This window comes from Lentzea sp. NPDC092896 (assembly GCF_044754905.1).
Taxonomy (GTDB): Bacteria; Actinomycetota; Actinomycetes; order Mycobacteriales; family Pseudonocardiaceae; genus Lentzea.
Genome location: NZ_JBIVPX010000004.1, coordinates 327,859 through 351,820, shown reverse-complemented (window position 1 = coordinate 351,820; position 23,962 = coordinate 327,859). Strand labels below are relative to the sequence as shown.

Annotated in this window: 21 protein-coding genes; 4 read left to right on the top strand and 17 right to left on the bottom strand. The window is 69.5% G+C overall.

The window, feature by feature from the left end:
• Positions 1-39 precede the first annotated feature (39 nt).
• From ACIQF0_RS22570 to ftsZ, 3 genes are all read right to left on the bottom strand, one after another.
• A complete protein-coding gene (locus ACIQF0_RS22570; protein ID WP_401032184.1) occupies positions 40-738 on the bottom strand; it encodes a YggS family pyridoxal phosphate-dependent enzyme in 699 nt (232 codons plus the stop codon).
• On the bottom strand, positions 735-1,439 hold the full coding sequence (gene pgeF, locus ACIQF0_RS22565; protein WP_401032182.1) for a peptidoglycan editing factor PgeF: 705 nt from the start codon (positions 1,437-1,439) through the stop codon (positions 735-737). The genes ACIQF0_RS22570 and pgeF overlap by 4 nt, the downstream gene beginning before the upstream one ends.
• Positions 1,440-2,342: 903 nt before the next feature.
• Positions 2,343-3,665 (bottom strand): cell division protein FtsZ, encoded by a 1,323-nt coding sequence (gene ftsZ, locus ACIQF0_RS22560; protein WP_401032179.1) that lies wholly within the window; start codon positions 3,663-3,665, stop codon positions 2,343-2,345.
• A 320-nt stretch (positions 3,666-3,985) separates the two neighbouring features.
• Here ftsZ and ACIQF0_RS22555 point away from each other — a divergent pair, with 320 nt between their 5' ends.
• On the top strand, positions 3,986-4,870 hold the full coding sequence (locus ACIQF0_RS22555) for an RICIN domain-containing protein (protein WP_401032176.1): 885 nt from the start codon (positions 3,986-3,988) through the stop codon (positions 4,868-4,870).
• Between the two features lie 3 nt (positions 4,871-4,873).
• Here ACIQF0_RS22555 and ACIQF0_RS22550 read toward each other — a convergent pair whose 3' ends face one another.
• Positions 4,874-5,368, bottom strand: a complete 495-nt coding sequence (locus ACIQF0_RS22550; RefSeq protein ID WP_401032173.1) for a DinB family protein — start codon at positions 5,366-5,368, stop codon at positions 4,874-4,876.
• Between the two features lie 21 nt (positions 5,369-5,389).
• Entirely contained in the window at positions 5,390-6,811 is a 1,422-nt protein-coding gene (gene crtI / locus ACIQF0_RS22545) for a phytoene desaturase family protein (protein ID WP_401032170.1), read from the bottom strand.
• Between the two features lie 94 nt (positions 6,812-6,905).
• On the opposite strand from crtI, the gene ACIQF0_RS22540 reads away from it, so the two are divergent.
• Positions 6,906-7,031 (top strand): hypothetical protein, encoded by a 126-nt coding sequence (locus tag ACIQF0_RS22540; RefSeq protein WP_281251341.1) that lies wholly within the window; start codon positions 6,906-6,908, stop codon positions 7,029-7,031.
• A gap of 154 nt (positions 7,032-7,185) precedes the next feature.
• Entirely contained in the window at positions 7,186-7,656 is a 471-nt protein-coding gene (locus ACIQF0_RS22535; RefSeq protein ID WP_401032167.1) for a hypothetical protein, read from the top strand.
• A gap of 4 nt (positions 7,657-7,660) precedes the next feature.
• Here ACIQF0_RS22535 and ACIQF0_RS22530 read toward each other — a convergent pair whose 3' ends face one another.
• The 8 genes from ACIQF0_RS22530 to ACIQF0_RS22495 all read right to left on the bottom strand — a co-directional run bounded on the left by ACIQF0_RS22530 (position 7,661) and on the right by ACIQF0_RS22495 (position 18,044).
• Positions 7,661-8,323: a cell division protein FtsQ/DivIB gene (locus ACIQF0_RS22530; protein WP_401032164.1), complete on the bottom strand. Its 663-nt coding sequence runs from the start codon at positions 8,321-8,323 to the stop codon at positions 7,661-7,663.
• 83 nt (positions 8,324-8,406) lie between these two features.
• Positions 8,407-9,774 carry a UDP-N-acetylmuramate--L-alanine ligase gene (murC, locus tag ACIQF0_RS22525; protein WP_401032161.1) on the bottom strand — a complete coding sequence of 456 codons (1,368 nt, stop codon included), beginning with the start codon at positions 9,772-9,774 and terminating at the stop codon, positions 8,407-8,409.
• Entirely contained in the window at positions 9,771-10,874 is a 1,104-nt protein-coding gene (gene murG, locus ACIQF0_RS22520; protein WP_401032158.1) for an undecaprenyldiphospho-muramoylpentapeptide beta-N-acetylglucosaminyltransferase, read from the bottom strand. Before murG ends, murC begins: the two co-directional genes overlap by 4 nt.
• Before the next feature lie 31 nt (positions 10,875-10,905).
• A complete protein-coding gene (ftsW, locus tag ACIQF0_RS22515; RefSeq protein ID WP_396426012.1) occupies positions 10,906-12,369 on the bottom strand; it encodes a putative lipid II flippase FtsW in 1,464 nt (487 codons plus the stop codon).
• 231 nt (positions 12,370-12,600) lie between these two features.
• Positions 12,601-13,974: a UDP-N-acetylmuramoyl-L-alanine--D-glutamate ligase gene (gene murD, locus ACIQF0_RS22510; protein WP_401032155.1), complete on the bottom strand. Its 1,374-nt coding sequence runs from the start codon at positions 13,972-13,974 to the stop codon at positions 12,601-12,603.
• A 4-nt stretch (positions 13,975-13,978) separates the two neighbouring features.
• A complete protein-coding gene (gene mraY, locus ACIQF0_RS22505) occupies positions 13,979-15,064 on the bottom strand; it encodes a phospho-N-acetylmuramoyl-pentapeptide-transferase (RefSeq protein WP_319977341.1) in 1,086 nt (361 codons plus the stop codon).
• On the bottom strand, positions 15,061-16,521 hold the full coding sequence (gene murF, locus ACIQF0_RS22500; protein ID WP_401032151.1) for a UDP-N-acetylmuramoyl-tripeptide--D-alanyl-D-alanine ligase: 1,461 nt from the start codon (positions 16,519-16,521) through the stop codon (positions 15,061-15,063). Before murF ends, mraY begins: the two co-directional genes overlap by 4 nt.
• On the bottom strand, positions 16,518-18,044 hold the full coding sequence (locus ACIQF0_RS22495) for a UDP-N-acetylmuramoyl-L-alanyl-D-glutamate--2,6-diaminopimelate ligase (RefSeq protein ID WP_401032148.1): 1,527 nt from the start codon (positions 18,042-18,044) through the stop codon (positions 16,518-16,520). Before ACIQF0_RS22495 ends, murF begins: the two co-directional genes overlap by 4 nt.
• 276 nt (positions 18,045-18,320) lie before the next feature.
• Between ACIQF0_RS22495 and ACIQF0_RS22490 the strand changes: the two genes are divergently transcribed.
• Positions 18,321-19,070, top strand: a complete 750-nt coding sequence (locus ACIQF0_RS22490) for a universal stress protein (RefSeq protein WP_401032145.1) — start codon at positions 18,321-18,323, stop codon at positions 19,068-19,070.
• On the opposite strand, the gene ACIQF0_RS22485 is transcribed toward ACIQF0_RS22490, so the two are convergent.
• From ACIQF0_RS22485 to rsmH, 4 genes are all read right to left on the bottom strand, one after another.
• On the bottom strand, positions 19,067-20,254 hold the full coding sequence (locus ACIQF0_RS22485) for a putative glycoside hydrolase (RefSeq protein WP_401032142.1): 1,188 nt from the start codon (positions 20,252-20,254) through the stop codon (positions 19,067-19,069). The two genes, ACIQF0_RS22490 and ACIQF0_RS22485, sit on opposite strands and share 4 nt — an antisense overlap.
• Before the next feature lie 160 nt (positions 20,255-20,414).
• Entirely contained in the window at positions 20,415-22,325 is a 1,911-nt protein-coding gene (locus ACIQF0_RS22480; protein ID WP_401032139.1) for a peptidoglycan D,D-transpeptidase FtsI family protein, read from the bottom strand.
• On the bottom strand, positions 22,325-22,921 hold the full coding sequence (locus tag ACIQF0_RS22475) for a hypothetical protein (RefSeq protein ID WP_401032136.1): 597 nt from the start codon (positions 22,919-22,921) through the stop codon (positions 22,325-22,327). The genes ACIQF0_RS22480 and ACIQF0_RS22475 overlap by 1 nt, the downstream gene beginning before the upstream one ends.
• Positions 22,918-23,871, bottom strand: coding sequence for a 16S rRNA (cytosine(1402)-N(4))-methyltransferase RsmH (rsmH, locus tag ACIQF0_RS22470; RefSeq protein ID WP_401032133.1), 954 nt, complete (start codon positions 23,869-23,871; stop codon positions 22,918-22,920). Before rsmH ends, ACIQF0_RS22475 begins: the two co-directional genes overlap by 4 nt.
• Positions 23,872-23,962: the final 91 nt, after the last annotated feature.

Here is a 23,962-nt window from a genome sequence, read left to right as displayed (position 1 = left end):
CTTAGGGACGGTGCGGACGGTCCCGAGGTTCCCGACAACCTATGGCGAGGTTAGTCGCCGGCTGCCGAGCAACGCCGTTCCGACACGCACACAGGTCGATCCGTGCGAGATGGCATCTTCCAGGTCACCGCTCATTCCCGCTGACACTCCGATGGCAGTGGGATGATGATCACGTAGGCCTGATACCACCGAAACCAACGCCTGAAACGCCTGCGATGGGTTCATCGTCCGGGGCGCGACAGTCATCGCACCTCGGAGAATAAGATCACCCGAACGAGTGATCACGCCAGCGAGTTCCGCCACATCCGCAACAGCAACCCCACCGCGCGACGTGTCGCCGTCGATGCTGACCTGCAGCAACACGTCGAGCGTCTTGCCCTTCGCGTGCGCCGCCTTCGCCAACGCCTCCGCGAGCCGGACGCTGTCCACCGAGTCGACCTGATCGGCCCACTCGACGACGGACTTCGCTTTGTTGCGCTGCAATCGCCCGACCATGTGCCAACGAGCTTCTTCGAGATGTCTCAATTGGCGGACCTTCTCACCGGCCTCCTGATCGCGATTTTCCGCGAAGTGCCGCAACCCGAGCCCGTAAAGGATCTCCACATCGCTCGCGGGCCAGGTTTTCGTCACCGCGAGCAACATCACCTCGTCCCGCCCCCGCCCGGCAGCCTCACACGCCTTGGCGATGCGTTCCTCGACCTCGGCGAGGTTCTCCTTCAACTCCTCGGCCCGGTTCACGGCTCGATCCAGATGACCGACGCGAGCCGCCCGGTGGGCGCCTGCCGCCGATGGCTGAACAGATCCTTCTCCTCGAACGTGCACCGCGGGTCGACCCCGATCTTCCCGACCCCGGCACTCCCGAGCTGGTTCCACAACCCGGCCCGAAGATCCAGCGCGGGCGTACCTTTCCGCGACTTGGAAGCACTACCGGGCAGGTGCTTCTCGACGTCCCGCTGCATGTCCGCGGGCACCTCGTAACACTCACCACAAACCGAGGGCCCGAGCAGAACCTCGATGCGCTCGAGCTCGGCCCCCAACGCCATCATCGCCTTGAGTGCCTCGACAACAACGCCAACCCGAGCCCCAACCCGCCCAGCGTGCACCGCCCCGATGACCCCGGCCTCCGAATCACCGAGCAACACCGGCACGCAGTCGGCAGTCAACACGACAAGCCCGAGACCAGCCCTTTTCGTCACAACGGCGTCAGTGGCCTCCAACGGCTCAACCTGCGGCCCGTCCACGGTGGCAACGGTGCGCCCATGCACCTGCTCCATCCAGACCAACCGGTCGGGCGTGAGCCCAAGGCCCTCAGCAAGCCGAGCCCGGTTGGCCTCGACCGCCTCCAACTCGTCCCCGACGTGATCGCCGAGGTTGAACGACTCGTAGGACCCCTTGGACACGCCACCGGCGCGGGTGGTGACAACACGACGAATGCGCACCCCCACACCCTAGTTCGCACGCCCGCCAGCCCCCGGCAAGCCGCCCCAAGCCCACCCGCACACGCCAGCGCCAGCGCCTGATCGCCCGCAAAGCCGAAGGCGAGCCGTCCCCGCCGCGAAGCCGAAGGCAAGCCGCCCTTACCGAACGGGCTGGGCGGTGGGGTCCCGTCACGAGTCGCACCACAGCTCTTGCTGCATGTGAGAGGGGAGGTCAAGTCGACACGCTTTTCGTCGACTTGACCTCCCCTCTCACATGTGGCCCGCTCCTGGTGCGGCTCGTGACGGGACCCCACCGCCAACGCACACATCTACGCAACAGGCAGCCGCCCAACGCAACAGGCGTGCCATCTACCCGCCCGTGGCGCGGACCCCCCGATCAGATTGCCGGGGGTCTGGGGGCAGAGCCCCCAGGGAAAGCAAGCAAGGCAACCAGGCCGCCCGCAAGGTGACCCACCCGCAAGGTCGCGACCCACCAACTCAACGCAAGGTCGCCGTCCGCAAGGTGACCACCCGCCCGGTCGCGGTTAAGCAAGGCAACCACCCAACAAAGTCGCAACCCACTAACCCGACGCAAGCGCGCCACCCGCAAGGCCACCACCCGCAAGGTCACCGCCCGCAAGGTCACCGCCCGCAAAGCGCAGCAGGCACGGCCACCACTCACAAGCCAGCACCCGCACCCAGCCCAAGCTGACGCAGGCGTCCCCCAACAGAAAGACCCCCTGAGCCCAAACGCTACTCAGGGGGTCCGACAAGATCATCGCCACAAGTCAGCGACCACAGTTCCCGCAGCCACGACCACAAGCCACGCGGTCGCCACCACAGTTCACGCGGCCACAGTTCACGCGGCCACAAGTCCCGCGGCCACAAGTCCCGCAGCCACGTCTACCGCAGCCGCGCCAAAATTCACCGCCGCATGAACGGCGGAACATCCACCTCGTCATCCGGGTCCTCAGTGACCGGCACCGGCCGAGAGGGCAACGACCCGTTGGGCGAAAGCGACCGAGGCACCGAAGGCACGTACCCGTTCCCCTGAGCCGGCGAGGGCTGCGGCGGCACAGTGGTCGGAGGCTGCTGCGCAGGCGGAGCCTGCCGAACCTCAGGCTGGTGCTGGACGGGCTGGTGAACCGGCTGCTGCACCGGAGGCGCCTGCACCGGCGGCGGCGTCTGTGCCACCGGCTGCTGCACGTGCGTGGGCACGGCGGTGGCGGACGCGATCGGCCCGGTGGCCGTCCGCGGCTGCGAGGACAGCGCCGTCGGCTCCAGCTTCTTGTGCGTGGGGCCGCCGCTGTCGAAGCCGGCCGCGATCACCGTGACCCGGACCTCGTCGCCCAGGGAGTCGTCGATGACCGTACCGAAGATGATGTTCGCGTCCGGGTGCGCGGCCTCCTGGACCAGCGACGCGGACTCGTTGATTTCGAAGAGGCCCAGGTCGGAGCCGCCGGCGATCGACAGCAGCACGCCGTGCGCGCCCTCCATCGAGGCTTCCAGCAACGGTGAGTTGATGGCCTTCTGCGCGGCCTGCACCGCTCGGCCCTCGCCCCTGGCCGAGCCGATGCCCATCAACGCCGAGCCCGCGCCGGACATGACCGACTTGACGTCGGCGAAGTCCAGGTTGATCAGACCAGGGGTCGTGATCAGGTCGGTGATGCCCTGGACACCGGAGAGGAGCACCTCGTCCGCGGACCGGAAGGCGTCCATCAGGCTGACGCCGATGTCACCGAGCTGGAGCAGCCGGTCGTTGGGGATGACGATGAGCGTGTCGCACTCGTTGCGCAGGGCCTGGATGCCGTCTTCCGCCTGCTTGGCGCGGCGCTTGCCCTCGAACGAGAACGGGCGCGTCACCACGCCGATGGTCAGTGCGCCGAGCTTGCGGGCGATCGAGGCCACGACCGGCGCACCGCCGGTGCCCGTGCCGCCGCCCTCGCCGGCGGTCACGAAGACCATGTCAGCCCCCTTGAGGACCTCCTCGATCTCCTCGCGGTGGTCTTCGGCGGCCTTGTGTCCGACCTCGGGGTTCGCACCCGCGCCGAGGCCACGCGTCAACTCGCGGCCGATGTCGAGCTTGACGTCGGCATCAGACATCAGCAAGGCCTGGGCGTCGGTGTTCACCGCGATGAACTCGACGCCCTTCAGCCCGACCTCGATCATGCGGTTGACGGCGTTGACGCCGCCTCCACCGATGCCGACGACCTTGATCACCGCGAGATAGTTGTGCGGGGGCGTCATCGGATCCGCCTTCCTGATCGTGGTCCGCGCTGTGCTGGGTGAGATGCACCCGGATTGAAACTCTCAACCTCTCGTCGAGGTCCAGAGTTATGTCAACCCCATATGTTCCTGCTGGACGGTAAGCACCGGCGGTGCGTCGGTCCAGCAGCCACGCCGTAGGGTCCCAACACTGTGCGCTACTACTCCCCGGTCGTGCCGTCAAGTAGTTGCGTACGATCCTGAGGACGACGCACCGCAAGCCTAGTCGGACGTCGAATCGGAGATCGTCTCGCCCGTCCTATCGACGTTTTTCTGTCGGTGGTGCCCGCTAGCTTCGGCTCATGGGGATGAAATTGCTGAGCGTCGCGCTGGCCGCGATCGCTCTGGGGGCAGTGATGGTGGCGCCCGCGAGCGCCACGACCGGGAACAACATCGTCGAGATCAGGAGCATGGCGTACGGCGAGTGCCTGCAGGCGGGCACCGAGCCGCACGACACCCAGATCGTTGCCTGCACCGGTGCGGAGGAGCAGCGCTGGGAGGTCGTTCTGGTGGACGGGAACAGGCACCTGCTCCGCAACCTCGCGAACAGGGAGTGCCTGAGCGAGACGTTCGGCTTCTACTGGTGCGACGACGAGCTCGCGCACGGGTTCGCCGTGTCGATGCCGGACGCGCCTGGTGCCGTGCGCATCAGGTTCGGCGACGGCGAGGCCTACCTCACGGCCTTGACCTGGCAAAACGGTGAACGGGACGTGTTGATCCAAAGCCCGACCGACCGGGCCGAGCAGCGCTGGCTGGTGCGCACCGTCGGGATGACGCAGCCGTTACCGGACACCTCGGGTCAGGTCGTGCGCATCCGCGCTGCCGATGGCGCCCGCTTCGGCTGCATCAGCCTGACGGGCTCCAGCCTGGTGCCGGCTCCGTGCACGGACTCGCCGGCGCAGAAGTTCCAGCGGATCGAGGCCGCCGGGGGCAGGACGGCGTTGCGCAGCGTCGCCAACGGCAAGTGCGTCGCCGTGGCGTCGGCCCAAGCCGTGGTGCCCGAGGTGGTGTCGGACTGCGTGCCCGGCGAGGTCCTGCAGCAGTGGTCGATCGAGCCGACCAAGCTCGGTTCGGCACGCCTGCGGCAAGTGGCCGCCGACAAGTTCCTCACGCCCGGCACCGGCTGGATGTTCCTGACCACGCACTGGAGCGACACCTGGCAGCAGTGGGAGCTGCAGCCCGCCTAGGTCCTAGTCACCGACGGTTCCGTCCAGCAGTTCCCTGACCACGTCCAGCTGGCCGGCGTGCCGGGCGGTCTCCTCGATGACGTGCGCGAGCACCCATCGGGCCGAGACCGCCCGGTCGCCCCGGAACGGCACCTCGGCGTCGAGCTCCAGGCCGGCGAGGATCTCCCGGCTCTCCGCGCACTGCGCGCGGTAGTCCGCGAGGAACCCGGCGAGGGTCTCGCCCTCCTCGACGCGCCAGTCCGCGTCGGGGTCCTCCATCGTGTACGGGGCCCGCGACGCACGTCCCGCGAGCACCACCTCGAACCAGTGGTGCTCGACCCATCGCACGTGCTTCAGCACACCGGCCGCCGTCGTCAGCTTCGACGGCAGCACAGCCCGTGCCGCGTCTCCCTCGGCCAGGCCCTCGACCTTCAGCTCGATCGTGGCGCGCAGGTAGTCCAACAGGGCCGTGTACGTCGCACGTTCATCGGCGACGAGTGGTGGTGCGGTGCGTGTCATGCGGCGCAGCCTGCATGAGCGTCAACGCGACCGCATCGCATTTATCCGCTGCGCCGCCAGCCGTCCGGAGATCAGCACCGGCGGCACCCCGACACCCGGTGTGGTTCCCGCTCCCGCCAGCGCCACGTTCTCGGCGCCCCGCACGACGTTGCGCGGCCGGAACGGTCCCGTCTGCGCGAAGGTGTGCGAGAGCCCGAACGGCGTCCCCGCCGCGTTGCCCCAGTCCACCGGCGTCACGAGCACCTCGTCCCGCACCGCCGCGCCGAACCCGTCCAGCCCGCGCGCTTCCAGCGTCCGCACCAGTTCGTCGCGGTAGCGGGGCCCGACGCGCGCCCAGTCGATCGGCCCGGTCCGGAGGTTCGGGCACGGCGCCAGCACGTAGTGCAGCCCGTCCTGCGCATGCGTGACGAGCAACGACGGATCGGACATCAACCGTCCCTTGTGGACGATCTCGTCGAACGTGCCCCGCCACGCCGCCCCGAACAGGATGTTGTGGTGCCCGAGGTCCCACGTGCGGTCCGTCGCGGCGTGCAGCACCACCGCGGACGGCGACCACCGATGCGGCAGCACCCTCTGCGGTGTCTTGCCGAGCAACCGATAGGCGTCCGGCAGCTCACACGCCAAGACCACCGCGTCACACTCGATGCGCTCCTCAGCGGTGTGCACAGCCGCGACGCGCGCACCGCGCCACTCCAGCCGTGTGACCGTTGCGTCGTAACGGAACTCAGCACCGTGCTTCGTCGCAGCAGCAGCCAACGCCTGGGGCACCGCGTGCATCCCGCCACGTGGGTAGTACACGCCCGCGATGGTGTCCATGTACGCGATGACCGCGTACGCCGCGAGAGCCTGCTGTGGCGGCACGCCAGCGTACAAAGCCTGGAACGAAAAGAGTCTGATCAGCCGTTCGTCCCGCAAGAACCGCCGCAACTGGGGTTCCAGCCGCCCGAACCCGCCCAGCGTCGCGAGCTTCACGAGCTCCAGCCGCAGCAGGTCGACCGGCGAGTCGAAGTTCGCGCCGATGAAGTGCTCGCGCTGCACCGAGTACAGCTCCCCGAGCCACCGCCGCAGCTCCCGGTACCCGGCCGCTTCCCTTGCCCCGCAGACGGTGCGGACCTCGTCCTCCATCGCGGCGGCATCGGTGTGCACCGCGATGCCCGACCCGTCCGCGAACCGGGCGCGATAGGCGGGATCGACGCGGTCGAGCGTCAGCCAGTCCGAAAGCCGCTCCCCCACGGCGTCGAACGCCTCGTCCAGGTACTCGGGCATCGTCAGCACGGTCGGCCCGCTGTCCGCGGTGAACCCACCGACGCGAACGGTGCCGGCACGACCACCCGGGGCATCGGCCCTCTCGAGCACGGTGACCCGGCGACCGGTTCCCTGCAGGTGCAACGCGGCCGACAGTCCGGCGAGACCGGCGCCCACCACCACGACGTGGCCCGGCATGAGTACTTCCTTCGGGTGACAACGATCATTCTGGCTAATACCGCGAGTGGCTGTCCGATGAGCACGTTAGTCGTTCATCACCAGGAGGCACGTCTTGGCACCCGCACCCGCGTCCGTGCGTTCGCTCGTCATCGAGGCGATCGTGTTGGAACTCGTCACGAGCAGGCTCGGCAGCCTCGTCGTACGGGTCGCGATGGCGCGGCTGAAGCCGAACGGCTAGCCGGCGAACCTCAGGAGAATCCCTTGTGCTCCCAGCCGATTCCTCGGTCCCCGATCCGCCGGCCGCGCCGGATCCCGACACCGTCACGGCCGCCGGCACCACGCCGGTAACGCCCTCGAATTCAAGGACCGCAGTGGAACCACTTCCACCAGTAGTGACCGTAGGACCCGAGTTACCGCCGAAACGCAGGCCGCCGTGGCTGGCGATCGGATTCGCGCTGGTGGCGCTGACAGCGGGCGGCCTCGGCTTCGGGCTGGGCCGAGCCACCGGTCCCGACCTGCTGCGCTCCGCCGACACGAGTTCGGCCGCGCCGTCCACCTCGGCCTCGCCCAACGTGTTCACGGTCAGCGGCTCGATGACCGTGAACGGCGTCTGCGGTTCGGGCGGCTACGCCGACATCACCCTCGGCGGCCAGGTCGAGATCGTCAACCAGGACAACGAGGTGCTCGGCGTCGGCACGCTGCAGAGCGGTGCGGGAGCCCGATGTTCGTTCAAGTTCACCGTGAGCGGCATTCCCGAGGGCGAGCGGCTCTACGGAGCGAAGATCGGCAACGCCAACCGCGGCGTCATCTGGCACTCCGAGCAGGACGCGAAGCACCAGGGCTTCCACCTGACGCTCGGCTGAAAGCTCAGGAAACCGTGGCCAGGTCAGGAGACGACACGTCGTAGGTCTTGCCTTCCCGTGTGAGCAGCACGAGCAGCACAGCCCCCTTGCGAGCCGTGTCGTCGGAGCTGCCCCACTTCACCACGCGATCCCCCGTGAGCGTCAGCTTCACGTCCGCACCGGTCGTCGCCGCCACCGACACCACCTCGGGCCTCAGCTTCTCCGGCAACCCGTTCACGACCCCGACCACGGCGCGAGTGGCCGGGTCCGAGGACGAGGGCAGCGTGAGCACCAGTTCGGGAACACCCGGTGCGGCCGCCGGGAGGACCGCGTAGTCCTTGCCGGTGGAGTCGACCAGGTGGAAGCCATCGGGCAGCTTCACCGAGCCGACCGGGACGCGTTCGGTGATCAGCAGCCGGACCGTGCCGGGGAGCTGGCGTTCGACCTCGACCGCGGCGACGCGCGGGATGCCCGCGACGCGGTCGTGGATCTCCTGGAGGTCCAGGCGCACCAACGGGGAGCCGGAGTCGATCGCCGCGACGGCGCGGACCTCGTCCTCGGTCAGCGCCACGTTGCCGCGGACGTCGACCTGGCGGACGCCCAGCAACGGCGTGAAGAACACGCAGTAGGCCAAGGCCAGCACGGAAAGCACGCACAACAGCGCCACCAGGCGGCGGCGCAGGATCACCCTGCGCCGCGCCCGGTGCTCAGCACTCTTCGGTCTCCGGTTCGCGGAGCGAACTCGCGTGGACCTGCCGCGAACCGGTGCGCTCATGACAGCGCGCTGACGATCTCGGGGCCGAGCATCGTCACGTCACCCGCGCCCATGGTCACCACCAGGTCGCCCTCCCGCACCAGCGACGCCACCAGCGCCGGCACGCGGTCGAACGACGGCTCGTAGTGCACGGAAGCCGTGACCTGGTCCGCGATCAACGCGCCGGTGACGCCGGGCTCCGGCTCCTCGCGGGCGCCGTAGACGTCCAGCACGACGACCTCGTCCGCCAGCGACAACGCGGCGGCGAACTCGGTCGCGAACGTACGGGTCCGGGAGTACAGGTGCGGCTGGAACACCACGATCACCCGGCCCGCGCCCGCGACCGGACGCGCGGCACGCAGCTGTGCGTCGACCTCGGTCGGGTGGTGCGCGTAGTCGTCGTAGACCGAGACGCCGTTGCCGCGGCCCTTGAACTCGAACCGCCGCCGCACGCCACCGAAGGCGGCCAGGCCTTCGAGCAGCCCGGCCTGGTCGGCACCGAGTTCCAGACCGGCCAGCAGCGCGGCGATCGCGTTCAACGCCATGTGCTCGCCCGGCACCGCGACCCTGACCTCGACCGCCACGCCGTCGATCTCGACCGACGCCAGGCCACCGGACTCGAGCGGCTTGTAGTCGACGAGACGCGCGTCGGTGGCCGAACGTCCGTACTCGCGCACACGGATCCCACGCGCACGAGCCTCGGTGATCAGCCGTGCCGCACCGGGATCGTCCACACAGGACACCAGCACGCCGCCGGGCACGATCCGTTCCAGGAACGAGTCGAACACGGCGGTGTAGGCCTCGACGGTGCCGTGGTGGTCGAGGTGGTCGGCTTCGACGTTCGTCACGACGGCGACGGACGGCGAGAAGAACAGGAACGAGCCGTCGGACTCGTCCGCCTCGGCCACGAACACGCCACCGGTGCCCTGGTGGGCGTTGGCGCCGGACTCGTTCAGGTCACCACCGATCGCGAACGACGGGTCGACCCGGCAGTGCTGCAACGCGACGGTGAGCATCGACGTGGTCGACGTCTTGCCGTGCGTACCGGCGACACACACGACTCGATGGTCTTCCATCAGCGCCGCGAGAGCCTCGGCGCGGCGCAGCACGGTGATGCCGCGCTCACGGGCCGCCGAGTACTCCGGGTTCGTGTCCTTGATCGCGGTCGACACCACGACCTCGGTCGGACCGCCGACGAGCTGGTCCAGGTTCGACGCGTCGTGGCCGACGGCGATCCGCGCTCCCTGGGCGCGCAGGGCCAGCACGGTCCGCGAGTCCTTGGCGTCCGATCCGGACACCTGCACACCACGGGCCAGCAGGATCCGGGCGATGCCGCTCATGCCGGCACCACCGATGCCGACGAGGTGAACTCGTTCGAGACTCACTTCTTGATCACCTCCAGCACGGAGCGGGCCAGGATCTCGTCCGCCTCGCGACGGCCGGTGCCGAGCGTCGCCGCGGACATCTGCGCCAGCCGGTTGCGGTCCGCCATCAGCGGGACCACCAGCGACGCGACCTTCTGCGGCGTCAGTTCCGAGTCCGGAACCAGCAGGCCACCGCCTGCGGAGACGACCGGACCGGCGTTCAACGCCTGCTCCCCGTTGCCGATCGGCAACGGCACGAAGATCGCGGGCAGGCCGACGGCCGACACCTCGGCGACGGTCATCGCGCCCGAGCGGCACAGCACGGCGTCCGCGGCGGCGTAGGCGAGGTCCATGCGCTCCAGGTACGGCACCGGCACGTACGCCGGAGCACCCGGAACCTGTTGCACCGCAACGGAGTTCTTCGGGCCGTACGCGTGCAGCACGCCCACGCCGGCACGAGCGAACTCGGCGGCCACCGGCGCCACGGCCTCGTTGATCGAACGCGCGCCCTGCGAACCGCCGAACACCAGCAGAACCGGCGCATGCGGGTCGAGGCCGAAGAAGCGGCGGGCCTCGTCACGCAGCGCGGCGCGGTTCAGCGTCGTGATCGACTGGCGCAGCGGGATGCCGATGATCTGCGCGTCGGCCAGGCCGGAGTCCGGCACGGCCGCGGCGACGTGGTCGGCGAACTTGGCGCCGACCTTGTTCGCGAGGCCGGCCTTGGCGTTCGCCTCGTGCACGACGATCGGGATGCGGCCACGCGCGGCCAGGTACGCGGGCAGCGCCACGTAGCCGCCAAAGCCGACGACGACGTCCGCGCCGACGCGCTCCAGCACCTCGCGGGTCTGCTTCACGGCGCCGCGCACGTTCAGCGGCAGCTTCAGCAGGTCCAGCGTGGGCTTGCGCGGCATCGGCACCGGCGGGATCAGCTCCAGCGGGTAGCCGCGGGCCGGCACGATCTTGCTCTCGAGGCCGCGCGCGGTGCCGAGCGCGACGACGCGCGCGTCCGGCCGCAGCCGCATGACCGCGTCGGCCAGCGCCAGTGCCGGCTCGATGTGACCCGCGGTGCCACCACCTGCGACCACGACGCACGGACCACTGGGGGCAGGGTGCCCGGTCAAGACTTCTCCCAATTCGTCGGCGAAGAGATGATCAGTTGTATCGCCCGCGACCGCGGGTCGACCGGCCTTGCTCTGAACGGCCCTGTGTCCGCCGCGATTCGCGGCGACGGTACTCCGAAGGCGGAGCGGAGCGTCCAGCCATACGACGTTCGTCGACGACCGGGAGTTGCGCGGTGCGCCTGCCCGGTGCGCGCGGAGGCGTGGACGGGCGGACCGGCTTGCGCTTGGCCGGCGGCTTGTACGCCTCGGGCGCGGGCAGCCTGAGCAGCCCGCCGACCCGTCCGGGACCGAGCGAACGCAGCGCCGCCACGGCCTCGGGCTCGTGCCGGGCGCAGTTCGCGAGGATGCCGAACACGACCATGGTCGTCACGATCGAGGTGCCGCCGGAGGAGATCATCGGCAACGTGAGGCCCGTGACGGGCAGCAGCTGCACGACGTAGCCGATGTTGATCGCGGCCTGCGCGACCAGCCACACCGTCAGCGTCGCCGACACGATCCGGATCCACGGGTCGGTGTTGCGCGACGCGATCCGCAGCCCGACCCACGCGAGCATGCCGAACAGGACCAGCACCAGCGCGCAGCCGACGAACCCGAGCTCCTCGCCGATGACGGCGAAGATGAAGTCCGACTCGACGTTGGGCAGGTACCGCCACTGCGAGCTGCCCCGCGCGAGCCCCTTGCCGAACAGCCCGCCTTCGGCGAGCGCGAACATCGCCTGACGTGCCTGCAGACCGGCGCCGTCGGGGTCGGCGTCAGGGTTGAGGAACGACGTCACGCGCTGCAGCCGGTACGCGGCACCGATCGCGAGCACCACGGCACCCGCTATCGCGCCACCGGCGATCACGCCGAACAACCGCATCGGCGCGCCGACGAACCAGAGCAGGCCGATCAGCACCACGCCGAGCGTGATCGTGCCGCCGAGGTCGGGCTGGAGCATGACCAGCGCGAACACCAGCATCGCGACCGGCACGACCGGCACCAGCAGGTGCCGGTACTGCGAGAGCAACGCCCGTTTGGTGACCAGGACGTGCGCGCCCCACAACGCCAGCGCGAGCTTCACGGCCTCGATCGGCTGGAACGAGATCGGCCCGACGGTGAACCACGACCGGGCGCCACCGCGGACGTCGCCCAGCGGCGTCAGCACCAGCGCCAGCAGCACCACGCCGATGGCCATCGCGGCCGTCGAGAAGTGCCGGAGCTTGCGCAACGGGAACCGCAGCATCACCCAGAACAGCACGGCGCCGATGCAGACGTAGATCAGCTGCTTCTGGAACACGCTGTACGCGGACACGCCCGACGCGACCTGTCCGGGAGCCGACGCGGACAGCACCATCACCAGGCCGAGCACGGTGAGCATGCCGAAGATCGCGAGCAACAGGTGGAAGTCCGCCAACGGCCGGCTCATCCACGACGTCAGACCGCTGCGCAACGAGGCGACGCGGCCCGCGGGACGAACCTTCCGCTTGCTTCTCGGCTTGTCGGCGACGACGGTCACCAGATCATCGTCTCCTGTGTCAAGCGCTCGAACGGGGATTCCTGGGGCGTGTCGCCCCTTGATGTCGTGACCGCCGGCCTTTACCCCGTATTTCGATGGTCAGACGGGTGCGTCGTGGTGCCGCCCCCGCGTCCTCATACTGGACGTATGGGGGCGTGGGGGCGGTGCCGCGAGGCGCCCTGCTGAGCGCCGGAAGACGCGGTGAAGGCCGGCGGTCACGACATCATCACCCTACCGGCCACCCGTCAGGCGCTTTACGGCGTCCGTGAACGCCTGCCCGCGGTGCGCGTAGTCGCTGAACATGTCCATCGACGCCGCCGCCGGTGCGAGCAGCACCGTGTCACCGGACTGCGCGAACTCCTGCGCGGTGCGGACGATCTCCTGCATCGGGTCCTCGTCGTCGGCGACGTCGAGCACCCGCACCGGCACGTCCGGCGCGTGCTTCGCCAACGCGTCCGCGATGATCTGCCGGTCCGCGCCGATCAGCACGGCACCCCGCAGGCGATGGGCCTCGGTGCGGACCATGTCCTCGACCGACGCGCCCTTCAGCAGTCCGCCGGCGATCCAGACCACGCTGTCGAACGCCCGCAGGGAGGCCACGGCCGCGTGCGGGTTCGTCGCCTTCGAGTCGTTGACGTACTTGACGTCCGCCGCGTCGACCGTGACGAGCACGGCGCGGTGCGCGGCCGGTTCGAACGCCTCCAAGCCCTCGCGCACGGCTTCGGAAGGCACGCCGTACGCGCGCGCCAGGGCCGTGGCGGCGAGAGCGTCCGCGATGCCGGGAGGGCCTGCCGGGCGGATCTTCGCGATCTCGACCAGCGCCTCGTCGTCGGCGAACGCGCGGTCGACCAGCCAGCCGTCGCGCACGCCGAGCTGGCCGTCCTCCGGCTCGTCGAGGGTGAAGCCGATCCGGTCCCGTGCGGGCGAGGCCTCCAGCAGGTCGCCGACGAGTTCGTCGTCGAGCCAGCCGATCGCCACCTCGCCGGTGAGGATCTGGGCCTTGGCCTGCGCGTAGGCGTCCATGCCGCCGTGCCAGTCGAGGTGGTCCTCTGCGAGGTTGAGCAGCGCGCCCGCCTGCGGCCGCACCGACGGCGCCCAGTGCAGCTGGAAGCTCGACAGCTCCACCGCGAGCACCCGGCGGCCCGCCAGCAGTGCGTCCACGACCGGCAGGCCGACGTTTCCGCAGGCCACGGCATCCGCGCCGGCGGCGTGCAGGATCGACTCCAGCATGCCGACCGTCGTGGTCTTGCCGTTGGTGCCGGTCACCGCGAGCCACACCGGCGGGTCGGCGAGTTCGGTGCCCATCCGCCAGGCCAGCTCGACCTCGCCGATCACCTCGATGCCCGCCGACGAGGCGGCCGCGAGCAACGGGCTCGACGGCTGCCAGCCGGGGCTCGTGACGACCAGCGACGTCCCGGCGGGAGGCTCGACCAGTCCCGGCACCAGTTCGACGCCTTCGAGCATGGTCTCCAGCGCCGCCAGCCGTTCCGGCGACGAGTCCGTCACCACGACCTCGGCGCCCGCCGCGAGCAACGCCTCCGCGGCGGACCGGCCGGTCACTCCAGCACCGGCGACCAGCACCTTCGTTCCGGCCAGCTTGGTCATAGCTCTAGAAACCGCCCGTCAGCCACTCGCTGTAGAACACGCCGAGCCCGAACATGCAGCAGATGCCGCCCATCAACCAGAACCGGATGATGACAGTGGTTTCCGCCCAGCCCGCGAGCTCGAAGTGGTGGTGGAACGGTGCCATTCGGAACAGCCGCCGTCGTGAGGTGCGGAAGACCGCGACCTGCAACGCCACCGACAGGGCCTCGACCACGAACAGACCACCGATGACGATCATCAGCAGCTCGGTGCGGGTCGCGATCGCGAGACCGGCGACGAGGCCGCCGAGCGCGAGCGAACCGGTGTCACCCATGAAGATCTTGGCCGGAGCGGCGTTCCACCAGAGGAAGCCGATGCAGCCCGCCATCGCGGCCGCGGCGATCACCGCGAGGTCCAGCGGGTCGCGCACGTCGTAGCAGCCGGCCACGGCGTAGCTGGAGCAGTTGTAGCGGAACTGCCAGAACGAGATCACGACGTACGTGCCGAACACCATCGCCGACGAACCGCCGGCGAGGCCGTCGAGGCCGTCGGTCAGGTTCACGGCGTTCGACCACGCGGCGACCATGCCGTAGCAGAAGACGATGAACCCGATGACGCCGAACGAGACCACGGTGATGTCGCGGACGAACGACAGGTTGACCGACGCGGGCGTCAGGCCGTCCTTGTTCGGGAACTGGAGCACCAGGATCGCGAACGTGATCGTCGCGATGAACTGGCCGACCAGCTTCGCCGTCTTGTTCAGGCCCAGGTTGCGGGCCTTGCGGATCTTGATGAAGTCGTCGAGGAAGCCGACGATGCCCAGCGACGTCGTCAGCATCAGCACGAGCAGCCCGGACGCCGTCGGGGTCTGCCCGGACGCCGAGGCCGACATCGAGTTCACCAGGTGCGTGCCGAGATAGCCGGCCCACATCGCGACCAGGATGGCGAGGCCACCCATGGTCGGCGTGCCGCGCTTGGTCTTGTGGTGCTGCGGACCGTCCTCACGGATCTCCTGGCCGAAACCCTGACGGGAGAAGATCTTGATCAGGTAGGGCGTCAGCAGGATCGACACTGCCAGTGCGATCGCTGCGGCGATCAGGATGCTCTTCACTTGGTTCCTGCCTCCAGCAGGGCCTCGGCAATGCGCCACAGGCGATAGGCGTTCGATGCCTTGACCAGCACGACGTCACCGGGCCGGACTTCCCCCTGGAGCAGCGCGATCGCCGCGTCCGCGTCCGGCACCCTGACGGATTCGTCTCCCCAAGATCCTTCCAGGTGCGCACCCTGGTGCATCGCGCGGGCCGCCTCACCGACGACGACCAGCTTGCTGATGTCCAGGCGCACCACCAGACGGCCGATCTCGTCGTGCTCGCGCACCGCGTCGTCGCCCAGTTCCGCCATCGGGCCGAGGACGGCCCAGCTGCGGCGGGCGGGCGTGCTGGCGCGCGAGATCGTCGCGAGCGCCTTCAACGCCGCCCGCACCGAGTCGGGGTTCGCGTTGTACGCGTCGTCGATGACGGTCACGCCATCTGCCCGGTCGGTGATGACCATGCGGTGCGCGGAGACCCGTTCGGCCGCCCCCAGTCGTTGCGCGACCTCGGCCGGCGTGGCGCCCAGTTCCAGGGCGATCGCGGCCGCGACCAGCGCGTTGCCCACGTGGTGCGGGCCGTTCAGCGACAGCTTGACCTGGGCGTCGCCCTGCGCGGTCTTCAGCGTGAAGCTCGCGCGGGCGTGCTCGTCCAGTTCGATGTTCACGGCGCGGACGTCCGCGTTCGGGCTCTCGCCGACCAGGACGACCTTGGCCTTCGTGCGGCTCGCCATGCCCGCGACCAGCTGGTCGTCGGCGTTCAGAATCGCGACGCCGTCCTCGGGCAGCGACTCGACCAGCTCGCCCTTGCCCTGCGCGATGCCTTCACGCGAGCCGAACTCGCCGACGTGCGCGGTGCCGACGTTGAGCACGGCACCGATTTTCGGCGGGGCGATCTCGGTCAGGTTCGCGATGTGGCCGATGCCGCGGGCGGACAGTTCGAGCACGAGGAAGCGGGTGTCCTCGGTGGCGCGCAGCGCGGTCCACGGGTGGCCGAGCTCGTTGTTGAACGAACCGGGTGGCGCGATGGTCTCGCCGGTCGGGCTGAGCACCTGGGCGATGAGGTCCTTGGTGGACGTCTTGCCCGCCGAACCGGTGATGCCGACGATCGTCAGGTCCTTCAGGCGGTCCGTGACGTGGCGGGCGAGCTTGGCCAGCGCCGCGAGCACCGCGGCGCCCTCACCGGTCTTGTCGCCGGCGAGCACGTAGGCGTTGGCGTGCTTGGTCTCCACCGGCGGCGCGATCACCGCGGGGGCGTCGACCTCGCGGCCCGCCAGCACACCGGCGGCGCCCGACGCCACGGCCTGCGCGGCGAAGTCGTGGCCGTCCACGCGCTCGCCGGGCAGTGCCAGGAAGAGGCCCCCCTCGGTGACCTTGCGGGTGTCGAACTCGATGGAGCCGGTGACCACCGGACTGCCATCGGTCGCGTGCAGGCGTCCGCCGACGATCTCAGCGATCTCGGCGAGCGTGAGTGCGATCAACGGTGCGCCTCTCTGATCGCGGCGGTCAGCGTCTCGACGTCCGAGAACGGTTGGATCACGCCGGCGATCTCTTGTCCCGTCTCATGTCCCTTGCCCGCCACGACGACGACGTCCCCCGGAAGTGCCAGCTCGACGGCCTTGCGGATCGCGAGCCTCCGGTCGCCGATCTCGAGCACCTCGCCCCTGTCGTGCGCGGCGAGGGCCCCTTCGAGCATGGCGGCCCGAATAGAGGACGCGTCTTCGCTCCTGGGGTTGTCATCGGTGATGATCAACACCTCGGCCCGTTGCGCGGCGGCCTCGCCCATCAACGGCCTCTTGGCCCGGTCCCGGTCGCCACCGCAACCGAGCACGATGATCACGCGGCCCTCGGTCTTGGCGCGCACGGCGTCGAGCGCGAGCGCGACGGCGGCGGGCTTGTGCGAGTAGTCGACGACGGCCGTGAAGTCCTGGCCCTCGTCGACGCGCTGCATGCGGCCGGGCACCTGGACGTTCTTCAGGCCCTCCGCGATCGCCTCCGCGCCGATGCCCTCGACGTGCAGGCAGGCGATGGCGAGCAGGGCGTTCGCGATGTTGAAGCTGCCGGCGAGCGGGAGGTGGATGCGGATGTCGCCGTCCGGGCCGTGCGCGGTGAACGTCTGCTCACCGGTCGGGCTCACCTCGACGTCGCTCGCGGTCCAGGTGGCGGGCTTGGTCGTGGCGACGGTGATGGTGCCGGGCTTGACGAGCCGCTCGCCCCACTCGCCGTCGACGCAGACGACCTCCTTGCGCGCGCGACCGTCGAACAGCTGCGCCTTGACCTGGAAGTACTCCTCCATGTCCGCGTGGAAGTCGAGGTGGTCCTGGCTCAGGTTCGTGAACGCGCCGATCTCGAACTCGGTGGCGGCGACGCGGCCCAGCTGCAGCGCGTGGCTCGACACCTCCATCGCCACGTCGGTGACGCCGCGCTCGGCCATCACCGCGAACAGCGCCTGCAGGTCCGGCGCCTCGGGCGTGGTGTGCGAGCTGGCGAGCTGCTCGGTGCCGATGCGGGTGCCGACCGTGCCGATCAGGCCCGTGTTCTTCCCGGCGGCGCGCAGCACCGACTCGATCATGTACGTGGTGGTGGTCTTGCCGGACGTGCCGGTGACCCCCCACAGCTTGATCTTGCTCGACGGCTGTCCGTAGACGTGCGCGGCGAGCAGGCCCACGACCTCGCGTGGGCGCGGGTGGATCAGCACGGGCACGTCTTTGAGAGCGTCGCGGGCGGCTCCGGCCTCGTCCGTCAGCACGGCGACGGCACCGTTCGCGATCGCCGTGGCGGCGAAGTCGGCGCCGTGCGCGTTGGCACCCGGCAGCGCGGCGTAGAGGTCTCCGGCGACCACGTGCTGTGCACGCAGAGTGACCCCCGACACCTGGACGTCGGCATGCGCCGGCCGGGTCAGGTGCACGTCGGCCACCGCGGCGAGAGCAGCCACGGAAGCAGGGCGAATGGCGTTGGGGCGGGGCGGGGCGGTCGCGACCTTGCCCTCGAGCTTGGCAGGCACGGGCAAGAGGCTACCGGCGTACACAGAGTGGCCGAGCGGCGCGTTGGCGTTCGGGTGATGATCAGCGGCTCTGGGCCGTTCGAGTGGCCTCCGTCGCTGGTCCTGTCCAGCGAGCCCGTCCGGCCGAACAAGTTCCTGCCCGCTTTGTGACTTAGGGCCCTGTGGCCATAAGTGCGGCTGCGGTGAGGTAGGAACCGGCAGGAGGCGGCAATGAACACCAGCACGGCGGTGGAGCCCAGGAGATTTTCCTTCTGGGCGCCCGATTTCAGTCGTTCCGTGACAGTCGGAGTCGACACTTCCGAGTCCGCGTATCACGCTTTCGAGTGGGCCGCGCGGCACGCGTGGTCGCTCCGGACGGATCTTCAGGTCTACCTCGCGGACCCCGGCGACACCACCGTCCAGCGAGTCCTGGAACGACTCCCCATGCTCACCGCCCACTTCCGCCCGAGCGGAGACGACCCGGTGGCCGCACTGGTGAGGGCGTCGGACTCCAGCGCGACCTTGGTCTTGGGGTGCAAAGGCGAACAGCACCGCAGCCTGGGGCTGGGCTCCCTCGTCCTCCCGGTGTTGCGCCGCGCGCGGTGCGGCGTCGTGGTGGTGCGCGGACGCCCTGAGGCGATCCGCGGCGAACACGGCTGGATCACCGCTGCCGTCGGCGGGTGCGAGGACCCGGTCGTGCTGCGGCGCGCGGTCGAGCTCTGCCGCACCCGCCGAGCGCGGCTCCGCCTGCTGCACATCCACCTCCCGGCCCAGCACGGCGTCACGGTGCCGCGTGACGAGGCCACGATCCGCCGGGCCGTGCTGTTCCTGCGCACCACCGCTCCCGAGCTGACCCCCGAAGTCGTGGTGGAGTCACGGCATCCGCACGAGGCCTTGGCCGCGCTGGACTCCGACCTCGTGGTCGTGGGGCGGGGCGGGCAGCACGACGGGGTCGGGCTGGTCACGCGAGCGGCGCTCTACCACTCGTCCTGTCCGGTGCTGGTGGCCCGGCCGGAGCCGATGCACGACGAACGCGCGAAGCTCTAACAGGCCTTGCGCAGCACGGTTCCGGTGGTGCCCGGCAGGGCGACGAAGGTGACCGGCGCGTTGTGCTCGTTGAACTGCGTCTCGGCGAGCCGGAGGGTGACGGGCGCGCTGCCGGTCTTGTTCGCGTTGACGAGCACGGTGCCGCACTCGAAGTCGCGCTGGTGCACGTTCGCGGCCACCTCGTGGTGCTCATCCAGCGGCGCGCCGAGGTCCCAGTCGTACTCGGTGCGCCACTGCGACGGGTCGTCGTAGCGGTCGGTCTCCTCGATCTCGGAGATCGCCGCGTGCTCGCCCTTGGCCAGCAGGTAGCTCGCGAAGGCGTAGCGGAACGGCTGCTCGGCGCCGCTGTGGTGCGGCTGGACCCAGGTGATCTTGCCCTTGGCCTCGTTGGCGGTGATCTGGGCGATCTGCCGGCTCCAGCCCTGCGAGTACTCGGAGAGCAGGTCCTTGTCGCCGAAGGTCAGCCACCACTCGTCGAAGCCGCCGTCGAGGTGCTCGACGTAGGAGTCCCACGCGCCGTCGTGCAGGCGGGCGTTGGACATGTTCGCGACGGTCTTGAGGCCCGCGTCCACGAACTTCTGCCTGGTGTTCGCGAGCATCGAGCGGTAGGCCTCGCGCATCGACTCGTCGGTCGGGTACGCGGCCGGGCAGACGCCGTCGTGGTAGGTGTCGCAGGCGAACAGGGCGTTGTCCATGAACACGCCGTCGAAGACCTTGGCCGAGGACGCGACCACGTTGTCGGCCCAGGCGTTCTGGTAGCCGGTGTTTCCGACGTCCATCTGCCAGTGGCCCTCGTAGCCGTCGTACTCGAAGCGCTTGCCGCCGGAATCGACGAGGAACCACGACGGGTCGGCCGCGCAGTACCCGACGCCCGTGGGGAGATCGGCGTCGTCGCGACCACCGGAACAGGCATAGCTGCGCGTCGACGAAAGATCTTTGTAGACGAACGTCTGAATCTCCGGGTTCGCCTTCTTGAGCTTCGCGGCAAGATCGGTTTCCCAGGCGTTCAGCACGACGTACGAACGTCGGTTCGCCTCGATTTCGATCATTTCCTCGGAGATCGTCGTGCTGTTCATGTGCAGCCAGTACGACTTCACGTCAGACTCGCCCTCCGGCGCCTGAACAGGGACGACGGGCGCCGTCCCCAGCAAGAACGCCAAGATCGAATATCCGATGGAACGCACGACGCACCTCATCTCGTTCAGCTCTCCGGTTTCGGAGAATTAAACGTGATGAAATGCGTCTCAACACGAAGAAGTTTTCACTGTCAAAACAACGGAATCACGCCTGGGCGCACCGGCGCCCCTTGTGGATCCGGGGCGCGCCGCCCACAATGCGCGCCCCTCACAGCTGCAGCTGCACGAACGGCGTCTGCTCGACCGACATCGGCACCTGGAACCGCTGGGTCAGGAACGTCGCGATGTCGTGGAACAGCGGCGCGGCCGAGGAGCTGAACTGGGTGCCGGTCGGCGCGTCGAGCATGATGCCGACGACGTAGCGCGGGTTGTCCGCCGGGAGGATGCCGGCGAACGTGATCCAGTACTGGGACTGGGAGTAGCACTTGCAGTTCTGGTCGATCTGCTGCGCCGTGCCGGTCTTGCCCGCGATCTGGTAGCCGGGAAGGGCGGCCTGCTTGCCAGTGCCGTTCTGGTTCGCGTCCTGCGGGTCGGACTGCGTGACCGAGCGGAACATCTGCCGGACGGTCTTCGCGGTCTCCGGCGACACCACCCGCACGCCGTCCGGGCGCTGCTTCTCCGAACGCGCGCCCTCCTCGCCGATCTCGGCGCGGATCAGCCGCGGCGGGACGCGCACACCGTCGTTGGCGATGGCCTGGTACATGCCGGTCATCTGCAGCAGCGTCATCGAGAGGCCCTGGCCGATCGGCAGGTTGCCGAAGGTCGAGCCGGACCACTGGTTGAGCGGCGGGACCTGGCCCGCCTCCTCGGCGGGGACACCGGAGTTCGTGCGGCGGCCGAGACCGAACTTCTGCAGCATCTCGGCGTAGCGCTCCTGGCCGACCTCCTGCGCGGCGAGCAGCGTGCCGACGTTGGAGGACTTCGCGAACACGCCGGTGAACGACATGGGCACGGTCGGGTGGTTCCACGCGTCCCTGATGGTCCGGTCGGCGACCTTGAGCGATCCCGGCACCTGCACGACGTCGTCCGGCTTGAACAGGCCGTACTCGACCGCGGCGGCAGCCGTGACGATCTTGTTCACGGAGCCGGGTTCGAAGCTGTACGCGACCGCGGTGTTGCGCTTCTGGTCCTCGCCGGCCACGCCGAAGTTGGTCGGGTCGTAGGTCTTGTCGTTGGCCATCGCGACGATCTCGCCGGTACGGCTGTCCAGCACGACCGCGGAGGCGTTCTTGGCGCCCGACTTCTTCGCGTAGTCGGCGACCATCCTCTGCACCGCGTACTGGGTGTCGATGTCGATGGTGAGTTCGAGGCTCTTGCCGGGCTGCGGCTTCACGAGCTCGCGCTCGGTGTTCGGGATGACGAGGGTGTCGTCACCGGACATCGTGTCGACCACGCGGCGGCCCGTGCGGCCCGCGAGCACGTTGTCCTGGGCGTTCTCCAGGCCGAGGATGCCCTGGACGGTCGGCGGCTTCTCCTCCTGGCGCCAGTTCGCGGCACCGATGATGTTCGCCGCCAGGTCGCCGTTGGGGTAGATGCGCTTGGAGCGGTACTCCGAGCCGATCTCCGCGGGGAACTTCTCGACGATCTTCGCGGCCTTGGCCGGTTCCGCCTCGCTGACCAGGACCTCGTAGGAGATGTCCTTGACGAGCTGCTGGTAGACGGTCTCCTCGTCGGTCTTCTCCCCGTTGACCTCGGGACCCAGCGTCGACGAGATGAACTTGGCCATCTCTCGCGCGCGGTCCTCGTAGGTCCCCGGGTACTTCTTCTCGTCCTTCGCGTGCGCTTCGTCCCAGGCCTTACGCGCACGCTGCGGAAGGATGTAGAGCGCGCGCACCTCGATCGAGAACGCGAGCTGGTTGCCGTTGCGGTCGAGGATCGACCCGCGCTCGGCGGGGATGTCGATGGGCGTCGTGCGCTGCTTCTGCGCCTGCGCCGACAGCTCGGCCGCCTGCAGGCCCTGCACCTGCACGAGCTTGACGCCCGCGATCAGCAGGGCGCCGATCAGCAGGACCCGGCCGACGCCGATGCGCAGCCTGCTGTTGCCGCCCAGGCGCGCGGCCGGGCGGGAGCCGCGCACCGACAACGGACGGCGCGGTCCCCTGGTCTGCGGACCGGGCATCAGCCACCCGCCGGGGGCGTCTGGCCCGCCGGCGGCTGCTGACCCGCCGGAGGGGTCTGGCTCGCGGGCGGCGGGGGCGGCTCCGAGGACGGCGGGGGCGGAGGCGTCGACTTGGTCGGCGCGCTCGGCTTGCCGAACTCCTCGACGGAGCCGTCCGCGTTCTGCCGCAGCCGTGCCGGGTTGGACGGCTCGACCAGGCCCATCTCACCCGCGCGGCGCGCGAGGTCGGTCGGCGACTCGAGCAGCGCCACCTCGCGGCGCAGCTGCTCCATCTGCAACGTCAGCTTCTCGGCCTCGGCCCGCGCCTCCTGCAGCCGGTAGGTGTCGGCGGCGGCCTGGGTGGAGAAGTACATGATCCCGGCGACGCCCGCGCCCAGCACGAGCATCACCAGCACGACGAACGGAGCCTTGGACACGGCCTTCTGCTGCGGGCTCGCGGAACCGCCGCGCAGGTTCGAGGCGCGCTGGGCCCGGCGCGCGTAGGCACGCTCGGCGCCGGCGGTCCGCCGCCGGGCCTTGTCCTTCTCCTGGCCCTTGTCCTGCTTCGGGGAGGGGTCGCGGGGTGACGACCCACCGACCCGTGCGGGTGCCGTCATCTCGGCTCTCCGATCCGCTCCGCCGCCCGCAGGCGCACCGGCGCCGCACGCGGGTTGTCCTCGATTTCCTTCTCGTTCGCGAGTTCCGCGCCCCTGGTGAGCAACTTGACCTCGGGTCCGTGGCCGGGCAGCTCGACCGGCAGGCCAGGCGGCGTCTTGGACTTCGCCAGCTCCGCGATCGCCTGCTTCACCATCCGGTCCTCGAGGGACTGGTAGGACTCCACGACGATCCGGCCGCCGACGCGCAGCACGCCCAGCGCGGCGGGCAGTGCCAGCCGCAGCGACTCCAGCTCGCCGTTGACCTCGATCCGCAGCGCCTGGAACGTGCGCTTCGCCGGATGCCCGCCGGTGCGCCGCGAGGCCGCGGGCACGACGGCGTAGAGCAGCTCGACGAGCCTGCCGCTGTTGGTGAACGGCTCCTTCTCGCGCTCCCGCAGCACCGCGGACGCGATCTTGCCCGCGAACCGCTCCTCGCCGTAGGTGGAGAGGATCCGCGCGAGGTCGCCGTGCCCGTACGTGTTCAGCACGTCCGCCGCCGTCATGCCGGTGCCCTTGGACATCCGCATGTCGAGCGGGGCGTCCTTCGAGTACGCGAACCCGCGCTCCTCCTCGTCCAGCTGCAACGAGGACACGCCGAGGTCCATCAGCACACCGTCCACACGCGAGTAGCCGAGTTCTTCCACGGCTTCGTCGATGTGGTCGTAGGTGACGTTGACGAGATGAACGCGGTCACCGTGACGAGCGAGACGCTTGCCGGCCATCTCGATGGCCTGCGGGTCGCGGTCGAGCCCGATGAGCGTGAGTTCGGGGTGGGCGCTCAACAGCGCGTCGGAGTGGCCGCCCATGCCGAGCGTCGTGTCGACGACGACGGCGGGCTTGCCGGAAAGCGCTGGAGCGAAGAGTTCCAGGACGCGGTCCAGCAGCACCGGAACGTGCCGCGGCTGATCCATCGTCCCTCTACTCCCCTGATGCGCGTTTCGGGTGACGTCAGGTCCCCGCCCGCCCGTCGAACCTGGCGCCGGGGAAGGTGCGCCAGGGCCG

What these genes read in the sequence shown, in the direction of transcription:
- ftsZ (WP_401032179.1), bottom strand. Translation starts at nt 3,665, where the DNA reads ATGACGCCCCCGCACAACTATCTCGCGGTGATCAAGGTCGTCGGCATC.
- ACIQF0_RS22555 (WP_401032176.1), top strand. Translation starts at nt 3,986, where the DNA reads ATGGGGATGAAATTGCTGAGCGTCGCGCTGGCCGCGATCGCTCTGGGG.
- ACIQF0_RS22550 (WP_401032173.1), bottom strand. Translation starts at nt 5,368, where the DNA reads ATGACACGCACCGCACCACCACTCGTCGCCGATGAACGTGCGACGTAC.
- crtI (WP_401032170.1), bottom strand. Translation starts at nt 6,811, where the DNA reads ATGCCGGGCCACGTCGTGGTGGTGGGCGCCGGTCTCGCCGGACTGTCG.
- murD (WP_401032155.1), bottom strand. Translation starts at nt 13,974, where the DNA reads ATGACCAAGCTGGCCGGAACGAAGGTGCTGGTCGCCGGTGCTGGAGTG.
- ACIQF0_RS22480 (WP_401032139.1), bottom strand. Translation starts at nt 22,325, where the DNA reads ATGCCCGGTCCGCAGACCAGGGGACCGCGCCGTCCGTTGTCGGTGCGC.
- ACIQF0_RS22475 (WP_401032136.1), bottom strand. Translation starts at nt 22,921, where the DNA reads ATGACGGCACCCGCACGGGTCGGTGGGTCGTCACCCCGCGACCCCTCC.
- rsmH (WP_401032133.1), bottom strand. Translation starts at nt 23,871, where the DNA reads ATGGATCAGCCGCGGCACGTTCCGGTGCTGCTGGACCGCGTCCTGGAA.